The organism is Uliginosibacterium silvisoli (assembly GCF_036017035.1).
GTDB classification, from domain to species: domain Bacteria; phylum Pseudomonadota; class Gammaproteobacteria; order Burkholderiales; family Rhodocyclaceae; genus Viridibacterium; species Viridibacterium silvisoli.
This window is the reverse complement of sequence record NZ_JAYXHS010000001.1, coordinates 273,447-287,284: the sequence shown is the minus strand read 5'-3', so window position 1 is coordinate 287,284 and position 13,838 is coordinate 273,447. Positions and strand designations below refer to the sequence as shown.

Here is a 13,838-nt window from a genome sequence, read left to right as displayed (position 1 = left end):
CATGAAGCTCGCCCGCTCCTGTTCCGTATTGTTGTTCGCGCTCGTCGCCGCCACTGCCTTGCTACCCGTCGGCGCCCAGGCGCAGACCAAGCTCAAGATGGTGCTCAACTGGAAGTTCGAAGGCCCACAGGCCTGGTTCTTTCTGGCGCAGGAAAAGGGCTACTTCAAGGCCGAGGGTCTCGACGTGACGATCGACCAGGGCGAAGGCTCGGCCGCTTCGATTCCAAAAGTGGCTAGCGGCACGTATGACGTTGGCTTCGGCGACATGTCGGCCCTCATCGACATGGCGGCCAAGTATCCGGACTCGGCGCCGGTCGCCGCTTACATGATGTACAACGTCACGCCCTTCGTCATCGCCGTGAAGAAGGACAGCCCCATCAAGACCATGAAGGACCTGGCCGGCAAGACCATCGGCGGCCCCGTGAATGACGGCGCGCTAAAGCTCTTCCCCGATGCAGCGAAGGCGGCTGGCATCGATGCCAGCAAGGTCAGCATCACCAATATGGCTCCCAACCTGCGTGAGCAGATGCTCACCCGCGGCCAGGTCGACGGCGTGTTCGGTTACATGCTCACCGTGGCCTTCAGCGCCAAGGCCATCGGCATGAATCCCGACAAGGATCTGCGCTTCATCCCTTACTCGGACTACGGCGTCGATTCCTATTCGAACACCGTGTTCTTCTCGCGCAAGCTGGTGAAGGAGAACCCCAAGGTGGTGGAAGGCTTCGTGCGCGCCCTCAATCGCGCCGTGAAGGAAGTCGTGGCGAATCCCGATGCCGGTCTCGAATACGTCATGAAGCGTGAGCCGCTGCTCAACCGCGAGATCGAACGCGAACGCCTGATCGCCACTTTCAGCACGCAGATGAGCAACCCCGAGATCGGCAAGATCGGCTTCGGCGACGTGGATGATGTCCGCATGAAACGCAACATCGATCTCGTCGTCGATGGCGACGCCTCGGCGCGCAAGCCCGCTGTGTCGGACGTATTCGACCGCCGCTTCCTGCCACCGCGTGCCGATCGTCTCTCGAAGATGTAAGCGCAAAACCAGACTGAGAACAAACAGGAAACATCATGGATCTCGCACTCAAAGACAAAGTCGTCCTCATCACCGGCCCGGCCAAGGGCATGGGGCGCGCCGTGAGCCTGGCCTTCGCCAAGGAAGGCGCGAAACTGGTGCTGACCGGACGCGACACGGCGGCCATCGAACCGGTGGCCGAGGAAGCGCGCACTCTCGGCGTCGATGCCATCGTGCTGGCCTGCGACATCACGAAGGACACGCAGGTGGCGACGATGGCGCGCCACGCCCTCGAGCACTTCGGCCACATCGACGTGCTGGTGAATGTCGCCGGTGGTTCCGGCACGGTCGGCAAGCCGGGCTGGGAAAACACCCAGGCCGAGTTCGAGGAGATCGTGCAGCTCAACATGACCGGCTGCTTCAACACCATGCAGGCCGTGCTGCCGGGAATGATCGAGCGGCGTAGCGGCAAAGTGGTGAATGTCGGCGGTACCTTCGGCATGCGCGGTCGTGCCGGACGCATGGCGTACTCCGCCAGCAAGTGGGGCCTGCGCGGCATCACCAAGAGCTTCGCGCTCGAAGCCGGCCCGCACGGCATAAATGTCAACTGCGTGGCGCCCGGCATGGTCGACGGCCCGCGCTTTCGCGACAAGGTCTGCGCCACGATGGCGAAGCAACATGGCATCAGCATCGAGGAAGCCATGCAGCGCCATGCCGAGGACTACGCGCTGCGCCGCGTATCCACCGACGAAGACGTCGCCAACGCCTGCCTGTTCCTCGCCAGCGATGTGTCGCGCCAGATCACCGGAGTAGACCTGCCAGTCGATGGTGGTTGGGCCATGTTGTAGAGGCTGACCGCACATACCAACGCTCGTCATCCCGGCGAAGGCCGGGATCCAGAGACTCTCATCGCACATACCCAAGACGCTGGATCCCGGCCTTCGCCGGGATGACGGCCAGAAAAGAGAATTGAACATGCCTACAGTTGATCTCGTCATTCGCGGCGGCAAAGTCGTCTCGCCGGATGCCATCATCGAAGCCTCCGTCGCTATCGATGGCGGCAAGATCGTCGCCGTCGGTCACGACGACATCATGCCAACCGGTCGCGAAGAATTCCGCGTCGACGGCCAGTACATCCTGCCCGGCGCCATCGACAGCCACGTGCATTTCCGCGACCCCGGCTATCCGCACAAGGAAACCTGGAAGACCGGCTCCGCTGCCGCGGCGATGGGTGGCGTCACCACCGTCTTCGACATGCCGAACACCAAGCCCGCCACCGGCACGGTCGAAGCGCTGCAGATAAAGCTGCGTGCGGCTGAAGCCTCCTACGTCGATTTCGGCATACACGCGCTGCTCGGTGACGACACGGTGGATGTGCTGGAAGACCTGCTCGACAACGGCGCTACCAGCTTCAAGGCCTTCGTCGGCAATACCTTCGGCAATCTGCCGGCGCCTTCCGACGGCGCGCTGCTGGAGGCTTTCGAGATCCTCGCGCCGCTGGGCATCCGCACGGTCGTGCATGCCGAGAATTCATCCATCATGGCGCGCCGCCAGCAGCGCATGCAGGCCGCTGGCCGCATCGACACGCAGGCGCATCTCGCCGCACGCCCCGAGGTGTGCGAGATCGAGGCGGTGAGCCGCATCATCCACTTCTCGGAATGGACCGGCGCACGGGTGCATATCGCGCACAAGAGCTCGGCCGATGCACTGTGGCTGGTGCGCGACGCCAAGGCGCGCGGTGTCGACATCACAGTTGAGACCTGCCCGCAGTACGTGCTGCTCAACACGGCCGACATGATCCGCATGGGCGGCGTGCTGCGCGTCAATCCGCCTGTGCGCGATGCACGCCACAACCAGCCACTGTGGGACGCGCTGCTCGACGGCACGGTGGACATGATCGCCACCGATCACGCACCGCACTCCATCGAAGAAAACACGCGCGCCAATATCTGGGAATGCGATTGCGGCTTCCCCGGCGTCGAAACACAGATGGCATTGATGCTGACCGAAGTGAACAAGGGCCGCGCCACGCTGATGGACTACGTGCGCTGGAGTGCCGTCGCACCGGCCAAGGCCTGGGGGCTGTATGGCACGAAGGGTGTCATCGCGGCTGGCGCGCATGCCGACATCGTCATCGTCGACATGAACCGGAGCGGCATGCTGTCGCACGGCAAGCTGCAGTCGATCAGCAAGATCTCGCCGTGGAATGGTCGCTCAGTGAAGGGCTACCCGGTGCACACCCTGGTGCGTGGCCGCTTCGTGATGCGCGATGGACGTCTCGTCGAAGACGCAGTGGGCTGGGGCAAGTCGGTGAAGGGCATCCAGAAGATGCCGACGCCGGATGTGCGCAACGACTGGAGCACCATGAAGAACATCGTGAAGGTGCCGGAAGGTTTCCCCAACAACGCGTTGCCACAGGTAGACGTCGTCACGCCTGCCGACGAGCGCTGACCCCCTTTCGAGAGCACATCATGAGCCAGCCATTCATCGACCTCCGCGACGTCACCGTGCGCTTCGGCGCGGCCGACAGCGAGACTTCCACGCTCGCACTGGACCGCACCAACCTGCGTATCGACACGGGTGATTTCGTCGCCCTCGTCGGTCCCAGTGGCTGCGGCAAATCCACCATCCTCAAACTCATCGGCGGACTCTTGTCGCCATGCTCCGGCGGCGTGATCGTCGATGGCCGCGAAGTCGGTGGCCCGCATCGCACGCGCATCGGCCTGGCCTTCCAGAATCCGACCATGCTGCCGTGGCTGACGATTCGCGAGAACGTCATGATGCCGCTCAAGATCGTCGAACCTTTTCGTCAGGACTATCAGGCGAAGAAGAAGGGCGAGTATGCCGAGCGTGCGGATGCGCTGCTCGCGCAGGTCGGCCTCAAGGGCATGGGCGACAAGCGCCCGTGGCAATTGTCGGGCGGCATGTTGCAACGTGCTTCGCTGTGCCGGGCACTGATCCACGAACCGCAACTGCTGCTGCTCGACGAGCCTTTCGGCGCGCTCGACCAATTCACCCGTGAAGAGCTGTGGGCCACGATGCAGAACCTGTGGATGACGCAACGACCTACGGTGTTGCTGGTCACACATGACTTGCGCGAGGCCGCTTATCTCGCCACGCGCATCTGCGTGATGAGTGCGCGCCCGGGCCGCATCCTCGAAGAGCGCAGCGTGGATTTCGCCCGCCCGCGCACCGTCGAGATGAGCTACGCGCCCGACTGTTCCGAACTCGTGCAGGCGCTGCGTCTGCGCATTGCCGAAGCGCGCAGCGATCTCGCCTCGGCGGAGCGCACCGGACAGGCAGAAACCGATTCCATGATGGAGACCGTGTGATGAAAACCGCATCCCCGCGCCTGTCGCGCCAGACCCGCCAACGGCTGATGTCCGGCCTCGCCATCGCTGCCATGTTCCTGCTGTGGGAGCTGGCCTGTGTGGCCTTCAACATCTCCGGCCTCGTGCTGCCACGGCCCAGTGCCGTGTTCACGACCTTGCTGCTGAAGATGCCACTGCTGTGGCCGCATGCGCTGCAGACGCTCTACACCACGCTGGTCGGTTTCGCACTCGGCGTGCTCGGTGGTGTCCTGCTCGGCATGCTGATCGGCGCGAGCCGTCTCGCCTATGACGTGGCTTATCCCATCCTCGTCGGCTTCTCGTCGATTCCCAAGGTGGCAGTGGTGCCGATCTTCGTCGTGTGGTTCGGCGCGGGCACGGTGCCAGCCGTGCTCACCTCGATGGTGATCTGCATGTTCCCGGTGGTCGTGAATGTCGCGACGGGCCTGGCGCACACCGAGCCCGAGCTGCAGGACGTGCTCAAGGTGCTCGGTGCACGCAAGCTCGACATCCTGTGGAACGTCGGCCTGCCACGCGCACTGCCGTATCTCTTCGCATCGCTGAAGATCGCCATCACGCTGGCCTTCGTCGGCACGGTGCTGGCCGAGACGATCGCGGCCAACAAGGGCATCGGTAATGTGATGATCATCGCCAGCGGCAATTTCGACGTGCCGCTCGTGTTCGCCGGCCTGTTCATTCTTGCGGCGATGGGCGTGGTGCTCTACGTCGTTTCCTCGCTGATCGAACAGCGCGTGACGGGCTGGGCGACGCGTAGCAATGAGGCCATCACGACCTGAGAGCAGGTCTAACTGCAGACGTAAAATGATTGCCATCGGATTCTCAATGAAAGTACTCAAATCATGAGCAGTGAAATCAAAAGCATCGCCGTCTTCTGCGGCTCCAACTTCGGCATCTCCGATGCCTACGCCGAAGGCGCACGTGCGCTCGGCCGAACCCTGGCCGAACGCAAGATCACGCTGGTGTATGGCGGTACGCACAAGGGCCTGATGGGCGTCGTTGCCGATGCGGTGCTGGCAGCAGGCGGCACCGCGCACGGCATCATCAGCCAGCGCCTTTTCGATCGTGGCCACCTGCATGCCTCGCTGACGCTCCACGAGATCACACCCGACATGAAGAGCCGCAAGGCGCGCATGGCCGAGCTGGCCGATGCCTTTGTTGCCTTGCCCGGGGGACTGGGGACGTATGAAGAGTTGTTCGAGGTCGCGACGCTCACGCAGTTAGGCGATCACGTGAAAGCCTGCGGCGCGCTCAACATCCGCAACTTCTTCGAACCGATGCGCGCGATGTTGCAGAACGCAGTGAACGAGGAGTTCATGAAGCAGGAGCACTGTGACTCGATGATCATCGAGGCCGAGCCGGATGCCCTGATCGACAAGCTCACCGCCTGGCGCATGCCGACCGTGGAGAAGTGGTTTGCGCCACGCACTCCCAGCTAGAAAAAATAGACCGTCATTCCCGCGAAAGCGGGAATCCACTTCTACGCGACAAGCCAGATTTGTGGGGCACGTGGATTCCCGCTTTCGCGGGAATGACGATGTGTAAGATTTTTGATTGGAAAGAAATCATGGCTCGCATACTCATCACCGCCGGCGGCTTCCGCTTCGTCGCCGAAACACACCCAGACGCACCACTCACTGTCGCCGCGTTCGAGAAATTATTGCCGTACCGTCAGAAGCTCATCCACGTGCGCTGGAGCGGCGAGGGCTGCTGGATTCCGATGGGTGACTTCAAGCTCGGCGTCGACTTCGAGAATCACACCAGTCACCCCTCGGTCGGCGACGTGCTGTTCTACCCCGGCCCGTACAGCGAGACAGAAATCATCATGGCCTATGGCGCGTGCTCGTTCTCGAGCAAGCTGGGGCAGCTCGCGGGCAATCACTTCCTGACGATTGTGGAGGGCAAGGAGAATCTGCGAGCGCTGGGTGTGAAATGCCTTTGGGAAGGTGCGCAGGAAATTTCGTTCGAGGCGATGTAGTACGAGAGCCAGAATGAACCGTCATCCCGGCGAAGGCCGGGAGGAGGGGCCGGATGTAGGTCGGAAAAGCAAAGCGCCTTCCGACATCGTGGCGTCAAACAAGGCTCGAACCTCGATTCAAGGCCAGGATGTCGGAAGGCGCTTTGCTTTTCCGACCTACAACGGCGTCAGTTGATTGCGCCGATGAAGCTCTGCAACTCCGGTGTCTGCGGATTCGCAAACAATTCCTTCGGATCGCCGCTCTCATGCACCTTGCCCTGGTACATGAACACCAGCTTGTTGCCGACGTCGCGGGCGAAGCGCATTTCGTGCGTGACCATGATCAGTGTCATGCCCTCTGCTGCCAGTTGCTTCACGACGGCGAGCACTTCATTGACCAGCTCCGGGTCGAGCGCCGATGTGATCTCGTCACACAACAGGACTTTCGGTTGCATGGCGAGTGCGCGCGCGATCGCCACGCGTTGCTGCTGGCCGCCTGACAACTGGTCGGGATAGGCATCGAACTTCTCTGCGAGGCCAACCTTCGCCAGCATGGCGCGGGCAATGGGTTCGCAATCGATCTTGCTCATCTTCTTCACGACCTGTGGTGCGAGCATGACGTTCTCGCCTACCTTCAGATGCGGGAAGAGATTGAACTGCTGGAACACCATGCCGACTTTCTGGCGCAGCGCGCGCAGATCGGTCTGGCCAGCGTGCAGCTTTTCGCCGTCGACTTCGATGAGACCGTCATCGATTGTTTCGAGCCCGTTGATGGAGCGCAGCAGGGTGCTCTTGCCCGAACCGCTGCGGCCGATGATGGCAACCACTTCGCCCGCGCCGATGCGCATGTCGATGCCCTTGAGCACGTGGTTGCTACCGAAGTGTTTGTGTACCGCGTCGATGCGGACGAGGGAAGTTGTAGTGACGTCGTTCATGGCAGGGCCTCGGGAAGCAGTTGAATATCAGTGCGCGCTGCCATGGAACTTGCGTTCCAGCCGTGCTGCGAAATGCGACAGCGGATAGCAGAGAATGAAATAGCCGATGGCGACGAGGCCAAAGACGAGGAAGGGTTTGAAGGTTGCGTTGGCGAGCATGCCGCCGGTCTTGGTGAGCTCGGCGAAGCCGATGATGGAAGCGACCGACGTGCCCTTCACCACTTGCACGGAGAAGCCCACCGTCGGTGCAATGGCGATGCGCAACGCTTGCGGCAGCACCACGTAGCGCATTTGCTCCACCCAGGTCATGGCGAGACTCGATGAGGCTTCCCACTGGCCTTTCGGAATCGCTTCGACACAGCCGCGCCAGATCTCGGCGAGATAGGCGCTGGTGAATAGCGTCAGACCGATGGCCGCGGCGAGCCAGGCAGGTACGTCGACGCCCAGCAGCGAGATGCCGAAGAACACGAGGAACAGTTGCATCAGCAGCGGCGTGCCCTGGAACAGCTCGATGTAGCCCTTCATTGCTTTCTGTAGCCACGGGAAGCGACCGATACGCGCCGCCAGTACGAGCAGGCCGACGATGCCGCCGAGCAGGAAGGCGGTGAGCGACAGGCCAACCGTCCACTGCAGGCCGGTGATGAGGTTGCGGACGATGTCCCACAGGGAGAACTCCATCATGATGCTGTCCTTTCCTGCCTGCGTACGACGACGAAGCGGTTGCCGAACCTGTTGAGCAGCCAGCGCACACCGAAGGCCAGCAGCAGGTACATCAGCGCGACGGTGATGTAGGTCTCGAAGGCGCGGAAGTTGCGAGACTGGATGAAGTTGGCCGCGTAGGTCAGCTCCGTCGCCGAGATCTGCGAACACACTGACGAGCCGAGCATGACGATGACTACCTGACTGGTCAGCGCTGGCCACACCTTCTGCAGGGCAGGGCGCAGCACGATGTGGCGGAAGATCTGCGTGCGCGTCATGGCCAGCGAAGACGCAGCCTCGATCTGCCCGCGTGGAATTGCCTGGATGCCGGAGCGGATGATCTCGGTGGAGTACGCGCCGAGGTTTACCACCATGGCGATGATCGCCGCCGTCCATTCATCCAGCTTCACGCCGAGTGCCGGCAGACCGAAGAAGATGAAGAACAGCTGCACCAGAAAGGGCGTGTTGCGTATGAGTTCGACATAGACCGTGAACTGCTTGTCGAAGGGCTTGATCTTCCAGGCGCGCGATACCGCGCCCAGCGTGCCGAGGCTCAAGCCAAGGCTGGCGCCGACGGTGATCAGGCCAAGCGTGTGCAGCGCACCGGTAGCGAGTTGCTCGCGGTACTCCCAGACTGCTGCGAAGTCGAATGTGTAGGCCATGGTTTCTCCCTGATGGCTTTGCTTGTGTTGCGGGTGAAAAACTTATTTCGCGTGACGCTCGCAGCAGTTCCCTCTCCCTAAGGGAGAGGGTGCCCCGTCAGGGGCGGGAGAGGGGGAAGGGTGCAATCGTTGACTATCCACGACTCCCCCTCTCCCGCCGCACTGCGGCACCCTCCCCCTCAGGGGGAGGGAACTGCAACGTACGGCGGGCTTGCGACCAACCCTCTCCCCCAGCCCCTCTCCCGCAAGCGGGAGAGGGGAGCGAAAATCACAACCCCGCCGTCAGCGGATGCTTCAGCCACTTCACCGAAACCTTGTTCAGGTCACCACTCTTCTTGGCCTTGCCGATGATTTCATTCACCTTGGCGAGCAGCGCTGCCTCACCCTTGTTAACACCCACATAGCATGGCGAATTCTTGATGATGAATTTCGTCAGCACGTCGCGCTTGTCGGTGCGCTCATCCACGGCCGAGGCGACGACGTTGCCTGTAGCGATCAATTGCGTCTGGCCCGACAGGTAAGCGGAGATCGTCGAGTTGTTGTCTTCGAAGCGCTTCAGCACGGCGGTGGGCGGCGCGATCTTGGTCAGTTCGAGGTCTTCCACTGAGCCGCGCGTCACGGCGATGGTCTTGCCAGCCAGGTCGGCAGCGGCTTCGACCTTGATGTCAGCCGGGCCGAACACGCCGTTGAAGAACGGTGCGTAGGCTTCGGAGAAGTCGATGACCTTCTCGCGATCCGGATTCTTGCCGAGGCTGGAGATCACCAGATCGGCCTTGCCGGTGGTGATGTAGGGGATGCGGTTGGTGCTGGTGACGGGGATCAGTTCCAGCTTCACGCCGAGGTCCTTGGCGATCAGTGCTGCTGTGTCGATGTCATAACCCTGCGGCTTCATGTCGGTGCCGACCGTGCCGAATGGCGGGAAGTCTTGCGGTACGGCGACGCGGATGACGCCGCTTTTCTTGATGTTTTCCAGTACGTCGGCGTGGGCGGCCGAGGCGAGCAGGCCGAGCGACAGGATGGCGGTGGAAAGCGTGCGGATGATCATTTGAAAAACTCCTTGCAACGGTGCCCTCAGGGCGTTTCGAAGTCGATGCTGATGCGCGCGGCCGCCCGCACCAGGTGAGTACGCATCGCGGCGTGGGCCGCGTCGGGATCGCGTCGGGTGATGGCGTCGAGTACGACGCGGTGTTCGTCGGCCGGCTCCCAGATCTCCGCGGGGTTCGCAAAGGGCAGGCGCAGGCTGTAGCCGATCGGCGCTTCGAGCGCGGTGATGGCTGCGGTGAGCATCGGATTGGCCGAGGACTCCGCAATGGCCAGATGGAATTCGAGATCGGCATCGGCCGCCGTGACGAGATCCATCTCGTGCAACGCGGTCTGCATGCGGTCCTGGGTGGCCTGCAATGCGGCGATTTCCGCGTCGCCTGCATTGCGTGCCATGAGGGCGGCGGCAGCCGGCTCGATGATGCTGCGGAACTGGAAGACGGCATGCGGCGGCATGTCGAGCGGCCCCATCGGCAATTCGCCATTCGATGAGCGACCGGTCGTGACGAAGACGCCCTTGCCGGGTTGCGAGTGCACCAGGCCCAGTGCTTCCAGCATCGACACCGCTTCGCGCAGCACGGTGCGGCTGATGCCCAGTGCCGATGACAACTCGCGCTGTCCCGGCAGGGACGAGCCCGGCTGGTACTGGCCTTCGTGGATCTGCCGCTGCAGCGTCTGCGCGGCGAAACTGGAGAGTCGTGTCATCTGTGCACCAGGCGCATCGTTGCGCTTGCTTGCGGCTCGCCAGCATTGGCGGGCCGCGACTGGCTGGTCTAGCCGGTCAGACCAGCTAGAGCGAGATGCATGCCATGCCGTAAGAGCAGATCGATAAATTCATGCAATTCGAAGCAGGGCGCGGCTTCGCGCGGAGCTGAAATGCCGAGGGGGTAAGGCGGGCGTGGCGAGTGCGCACGCCGTGGGTGCGTGTGCGGACGACGGCGGGGCCGTCACGACCGTGGCAAGCACTTTCCTTGTGCTTGCGCTGATCGGGCTGGGAGCTCACTTCTGTAAATCAAGGTGACATGCCCGAAGAATAGCAATTTCGATCAAACGCCGAGGTCGATCAGCCTCTATGCTGCGCCCCGCTTGCAGTGAGAACGGGAAGATTCAAACCGACAGGCAGTGGGGGAGTGGAACCCCGGCGGCGGCCCCGAGAAGAACGCAGTAGATGGCGCGCGATGCGCAGCGGGACCTCGAGTGGACGGCACTAGAACGATGTGACCAGGCCTGATGCCTGGTCTTTTTTTGTGCTGCGCGCTTGCGGCGCATGTGTCTGCCATCAATCCGCATGGCCCGGCATGATTCTATAATTTTGTTGGTTGTGACATTTTTGTCATTGCTGGGCTTGATTTTGAGTGCAACATGCCGATAGCAGGAATGATGTCCAATGCGGGCCATCGAACGGCGTCCGACTGATCGCGCGCCGCAGGCTCAATTTTCATGACGTGCATGTCAGAAGCGCTCTTCGGGGCCGGCTCAATGACGCGCTGGCAAGGTCTGGTGGTATGGGTAGCAAGATTTCAGGGAAGTTTGCCCAACATGGTTTGACATTGATCGAGTTGTTGACGGCTCTGGTGGTGTTGGCAGTGCTTCTTGCGATTGCCGTACCCAGCTTTTCGTCGCAGATCCAGTCGGGCAGGGCGCAAATGGCAGCGGACGGTCTGAAAAGAGCTGCTTCCAATGCCCGTTCGATTGCCGTGCAGACCGGACGGCGCACGGTTCTGACCGTGAATGGCGATGCAGCGAGCGGTTGCGATGGCGCTGCCTGGGCCATCACACAGGCTCAGGGGACCGATACGACAGTCCTGGGCTGCCTCACCCAGACTGATTTTTCCAAGCGTTATGAAGGCGCCGCCCTGAGTGGAAATGCGCTGCAGCTCACTTTTCTTCCTAACGGGATCGGCAATAACACGGCAGCGGAGACGTACACGCTGTCTTCGGGCGACACCAGCAAGAGTGTCCGTGTCAACGCTGGCGGGTCGGTAGATGTCCTGTAAATCCGTTCAAGGCGTCTCGCTGATCGAAGTGCTGATCGCCGTGCTGGTGCTCTCGCTGGGGCTGCTGGGGGCTTTCAAGCTACAGGCAGAGGGCGTCCGGCAAAACGCCGATTCCAAATACACCGTGTTTGCTTCCGCGCTGGCGCATGACGCGCTGGATGCCATTGCTTACGACCGCTTTGCGGACAGGGCCAGCTGGGTGCTGATAGACAGCATCACCAGCAAGGAGAATTGCCCGTCGTCATCGTCATCGGCTGCGGCGTCGTCCTCATCCAGCGCCACGCCAAGCCGCTCATCGGCATGGATCAGGAGGGTGGCCTGTGATCTGCCGGACGGTGGAGCCAAAATCAGTTGCGGCTCTGCGGCCTCGGGCACTTTCAACGCTTGTGAAGTCCGCATGCAATGGACGCCACCGGGGCGAGACACCGTGAGCGCCAGTTACAAGATGTATGACGCTGCCACGGCAGCAGCCTCTTCCGCAGCATCTTCCCATTGAGAGGCAGGATAGGCATGCGACACGCTTTACTCGATACTCGTCGATTTGCTTCCGGCTTCAGCCTCGTGGAGCTGATGATTGCGATGGTGCTAGGGCTGATCGTGGTCGGCGGCGCGCTGGCTGTCTTCGTGGGTCAGCGAGTAACGAACAACCTCTCGGTGCAGATGGTTGACGTGCAGTCCGAAGGGCGCATTGCCATGGACGCGCTTGCGCGTGACTTGCGTGCTGCAGGCGACTTCGGATGCTGGCCGGTGTCGAATCCCATCGACAAGAGGCTCAACAATGAGCAAGCGCTCAGTGCAGACGATGGCGGGATTGTGGGCTTCGATTCGCAATCAGGTTTGCCAGCGGATTCAGGCTCCAGATACGGCCTGGCCAAACTCAAGACATCCTTGCCGGATGCAAATCCGGCGAGTCTCGCCAATCAGTCCAGCATCCTCGCAGTCGTGGGCGTATCGGGAACGCTGACATCGCTCAAGGATGCGATGTCCAGCCAGGCTGCCGCACTCGTCGTGAACAGGCCGCTGGAGTCTTTCAAGGCGGACGATATCGCCGTCATCACCGATTGCATCAATTGGGCCAAATTCCAGGTCACGACAGTTACAGATGGTTCGTCTTCGCAGACGCTGGCGCACTCGGCGGGGGCACAAGGTGACGCGAGCTACGGCAAGGGCAACAAGGACGGGAGTATCGGCGAACTGTTTTCCGCTGGAGCTTCCGTCGGCAGGCTGGACACGACCTGGTGGTTCATGGGGAAGGTCGGTGGGAAAAGCGGGCTGTACCGGATGAGCGCGCGTGATAACACACCGGTGTTGGTCTCTGACAAGGTCGTCGGCCTGGCCGTGCGCTACGACCAGGCCACCGGTTCGACGGGGGCCATTACCCAGCGCGATCAGAGCGCCTCGTCCGTCACCGCCTCCGCAACAAAGTGGACGAGTGTGCGCTCGGCAACCGTTCAGATGTTGCTGCGTTCGGAAAAGGTGGGCAACGCGGGTCAGCAGACGGTCAGCAGCTTCAACGGTGTGTCGATTGATGCTGACAGCCATGTCTACCTGCCCTTGCAGATGACCGTCGCCTTACGCAATCAATGAGGCAACCAATGAGGCAACCCATGAGGCAACCCATGAGGCAAACAATGAGGAAAGGCCGGATGGATGTTCTCGTGCGCCGTCAGCGGCAACAAGGTGCGGCACTACTGGTGGCCTTGGTCATGTTGATTCTTGTCTCTCTGCTGGCTGCTGCCGGCTACACGATGGCGACAGGCGAGGCGCGCGGTGCCGCCGGATGGAGCGACCGGCAGCGTGCCATGTTCATGGCCGAAGGTGCGCTCAAGGAGGCGGAAGACAAGACCCGCGCGCTCGTTGCAGCCAGCCCGGACGTCGAGGCTGCCGTACGGACAAAGCGCAGCGCCAGCGCTGGCTACTACGTGCGCAAGGACGGCGACATGCCGGCACTCGATCCGTGGCCCACGACAGGCATCGAGGCTGCCAGCAATGCTGAAAGCCGCTCAGACGCGCCTTCTTACATCATCGTCTTCGAAGGCAAAGCCATCGGGAGTAATGACGGCATGCTGTCCAACGGGCGAGTAAATCAGGCTGCGGGCAAGCCGCGTTTCACTTTGTACGCGAAGGCGGGCGGCATCAAGGAAGGCAGCTATGTCGTGCTGTCGACCGCCAAGGAATTCTGAACGGG

General features: G+C 61.8%; 16 protein-coding genes. 11 read left to right on the top strand and 5 right to left on the bottom strand.

Going from position 1 to position 13,838, the window contains the following annotated elements; translation table 11 throughout:
• Position 1 precedes the first annotated feature (1 nt).
• The 7 genes from VVD49_RS01360 (at position 2) to VVD49_RS01330 (ending at position 6,337) form a co-directional block, all read left to right on the top strand.
• A complete protein-coding gene (locus tag VVD49_RS01360) occupies positions 2-1,033 on the top strand; it encodes an ABC transporter substrate-binding protein (RefSeq protein ID WP_327597327.1) in 1,032 nt (343 codons plus the stop codon).
• A gap of 35 nt (positions 1,034-1,068) precedes the next feature.
• The gene (locus tag VVD49_RS01355) at positions 1,069-1,860 is read left to right on the top strand and encodes an SDR family NAD(P)-dependent oxidoreductase (RefSeq protein ID WP_327597326.1); all 792 of its coding nucleotides are present in this window, start codon (positions 1,069-1,071) and stop codon (positions 1,858-1,860) included.
• A 127-nt stretch (positions 1,861-1,987) separates the two neighbouring features.
• Positions 1,988-3,463: a dihydroorotase gene (locus VVD49_RS01350; protein ID WP_327597325.1), complete on the top strand. Its 1,476-nt coding sequence runs from the start codon at positions 1,988-1,990 to the stop codon at positions 3,461-3,463.
• A 20-nt stretch (positions 3,464-3,483) separates the two neighbouring features.
• The gene (locus tag VVD49_RS01345) at positions 3,484-4,344 is read left to right on the top strand and encodes an ABC transporter ATP-binding protein (protein ID WP_327597324.1); all 861 of its coding nucleotides are present in this window, start codon (positions 3,484-3,486) and stop codon (positions 4,342-4,344) included.
• Entirely contained in the window at positions 4,344-5,138 is a 795-nt protein-coding gene (locus VVD49_RS01340; protein WP_327597323.1) for an ABC transporter permease, read from the top strand. The genes VVD49_RS01345 and VVD49_RS01340 overlap by 1 nt, the downstream gene beginning before the upstream one ends.
• A 63-nt stretch (positions 5,139-5,201) precedes the next feature.
• On the top strand, positions 5,202-5,798 hold the full coding sequence (locus VVD49_RS01335; RefSeq protein ID WP_327597322.1) for an LOG family protein: 597 nt from the start codon (positions 5,202-5,204) through the stop codon (positions 5,796-5,798).
• A gap of 128 nt (positions 5,799-5,926) precedes the next feature.
• A complete protein-coding gene (locus VVD49_RS01330; protein WP_327597321.1) occupies positions 5,927-6,337 on the top strand; it encodes a DUF3830 family protein in 411 nt (136 codons plus the stop codon).
• 167 nt (positions 6,338-6,504) lie between these two features.
• On the opposite strand, the gene VVD49_RS01325 is transcribed toward VVD49_RS01330, so the two are convergent.
• The 5 genes from VVD49_RS01325 to VVD49_RS01305 all read right to left on the bottom strand — a co-directional run bounded on the left by VVD49_RS01325 (position 6,505) and on the right by VVD49_RS01305 (position 10,358).
• The gene (locus VVD49_RS01325) at positions 6,505-7,251 is read right to left on the bottom strand and encodes an amino acid ABC transporter ATP-binding protein (protein WP_327597320.1); all 747 of its coding nucleotides are present in this window, start codon (positions 7,249-7,251) and stop codon (positions 6,505-6,507) included.
• Positions 7,252-7,278: 27 nt separating this feature from the next.
• Positions 7,279-7,932: an amino acid ABC transporter permease gene (locus tag VVD49_RS01320; RefSeq protein ID WP_327597319.1), complete on the bottom strand. Its 654-nt coding sequence runs from the start codon at positions 7,930-7,932 to the stop codon at positions 7,279-7,281.
• Positions 7,929-8,612 (bottom strand): amino acid ABC transporter permease, encoded by a 684-nt coding sequence (locus tag VVD49_RS01315; protein ID WP_327597318.1) that lies wholly within the window; start codon positions 8,610-8,612, stop codon positions 7,929-7,931. Before VVD49_RS01315 ends, VVD49_RS01320 begins: the two co-directional genes overlap by 4 nt.
• Before the next feature lie 268 nt (positions 8,613-8,880).
• Positions 8,881-9,657 carry a transporter substrate-binding domain-containing protein gene (locus tag VVD49_RS01310; protein WP_327597317.1) on the bottom strand — a complete coding sequence of 259 codons (777 nt, stop codon included), beginning with the start codon at positions 9,655-9,657 and terminating at the stop codon, positions 8,881-8,883.
• Between the two features lie 26 nt (positions 9,658-9,683).
• Positions 9,684-10,358 (bottom strand): FadR/GntR family transcriptional regulator, encoded by a 675-nt coding sequence (locus tag VVD49_RS01305; RefSeq protein ID WP_327597316.1) that lies wholly within the window; start codon positions 10,356-10,358, stop codon positions 9,684-9,686.
• A gap of 800 nt (positions 10,359-11,158) precedes the next feature.
• Between VVD49_RS01305 and VVD49_RS01300 the strand changes: the two genes are divergently transcribed.
• Genes VVD49_RS01300 through VVD49_RS01285 form a run of 4 tightly spaced genes read left to right on the top strand, consistent with a single transcriptional unit; the run spans position 11,159 to position 13,833 of the window.
• Entirely contained in the window at positions 11,159-11,650 is a 492-nt protein-coding gene (locus VVD49_RS01300; protein ID WP_327597315.1) for a GspH/FimT family protein, read from the top strand.
• The gene (gene pilV, locus VVD49_RS01295; RefSeq protein ID WP_327597314.1) at positions 11,640-12,146 is read left to right on the top strand and encodes a type IV pilus modification protein PilV; all 507 of its coding nucleotides are present in this window, start codon (positions 11,640-11,642) and stop codon (positions 12,144-12,146) included. Before VVD49_RS01300 ends, pilV begins: the two co-directional genes overlap by 11 nt.
• Positions 12,147-12,160: 14 nt before the next feature.
• On the top strand, positions 12,161-13,237 hold the full coding sequence (locus VVD49_RS01290; RefSeq protein ID WP_327597313.1) for a PilW family protein: 1,077 nt from the start codon (positions 12,161-12,163) through the stop codon (positions 13,235-13,237).
• A 59-nt stretch (positions 13,238-13,296) separates the two neighbouring features.
• Positions 13,297-13,833 (top strand): pilus assembly PilX family protein, encoded by a 537-nt coding sequence (locus VVD49_RS01285; protein WP_327597312.1) that lies wholly within the window; start codon positions 13,297-13,299, stop codon positions 13,831-13,833.
• Positions 13,834-13,838 lie beyond the last annotated feature (5 nt).

Bases quoted from the DNA above. Each gene is read 5' to 3' on its own strand.
- VVD49_RS01360 (WP_327597327.1), top strand. From the start codon at position 2: ATGAAGCTCGCCCGCTCCTGTTCCGTATTGTTGTTCGCGCTCGTCGCC.
- VVD49_RS01355 (WP_327597326.1), top strand. From the start codon at position 1,069: ATGGATCTCGCACTCAAAGACAAAGTCGTCCTCATCACCGGCCCGGCC.
- VVD49_RS01350 (WP_327597325.1), top strand. From the start codon at position 1,988: ATGCCTACAGTTGATCTCGTCATTCGCGGCGGCAAAGTCGTCTCGCCG.
- VVD49_RS01345 (WP_327597324.1), top strand. From the start codon at position 3,484: ATGAGCCAGCCATTCATCGACCTCCGCGACGTCACCGTGCGCTTCGGC.
- VVD49_RS01340 (WP_327597323.1), top strand. From the start codon at position 4,344: ATGAAAACCGCATCCCCGCGCCTGTCGCGCCAGACCCGCCAACGGCTG.
- VVD49_RS01335 (WP_327597322.1), top strand. From the start codon at position 5,202: ATGAGCAGTGAAATCAAAAGCATCGCCGTCTTCTGCGGCTCCAACTTC.
- VVD49_RS01330 (WP_327597321.1), top strand. From the start codon at position 5,927: ATGGCTCGCATACTCATCACCGCCGGCGGCTTCCGCTTCGTCGCCGAA.
- VVD49_RS01325 (WP_327597320.1), bottom strand. From the start codon at position 7,251: ATGAACGACGTCACTACAACTTCCCTCGTCCGCATCGACGCGGTACAC.
- VVD49_RS01320 (WP_327597319.1), bottom strand. From the start codon at position 7,932: ATGATGGAGTTCTCCCTGTGGGACATCGTCCGCAACCTCATCACCGGC.
- VVD49_RS01315 (WP_327597318.1), bottom strand. From the start codon at position 8,612: ATGGCCTACACATTCGACTTCGCAGCAGTCTGGGAGTACCGCGAGCAA.
- VVD49_RS01310 (WP_327597317.1), bottom strand. From the start codon at position 9,657: ATGATCATCCGCACGCTTTCCACCGCCATCCTGTCGCTCGGCCTGCTC.
- VVD49_RS01305 (WP_327597316.1), bottom strand. From the start codon at position 10,358: ATGACACGACTCTCCAGTTTCGCCGCGCAGACGCTGCAGCGGCAGATC.
- VVD49_RS01300 (WP_327597315.1), top strand. From the start codon at position 11,159: ATGGGTAGCAAGATTTCAGGGAAGTTTGCCCAACATGGTTTGACATTG.
- pilV (WP_327597314.1), top strand. From the start codon at position 11,640: ATGTCCTGTAAATCCGTTCAAGGCGTCTCGCTGATCGAAGTGCTGATC.
- VVD49_RS01290 (WP_327597313.1), top strand. From the start codon at position 12,161: ATGCGACACGCTTTACTCGATACTCGTCGATTTGCTTCCGGCTTCAGC.
- VVD49_RS01285 (WP_327597312.1), top strand. From the start codon at position 13,297: ATGGATGTTCTCGTGCGCCGTCAGCGGCAACAAGGTGCGGCACTACTG.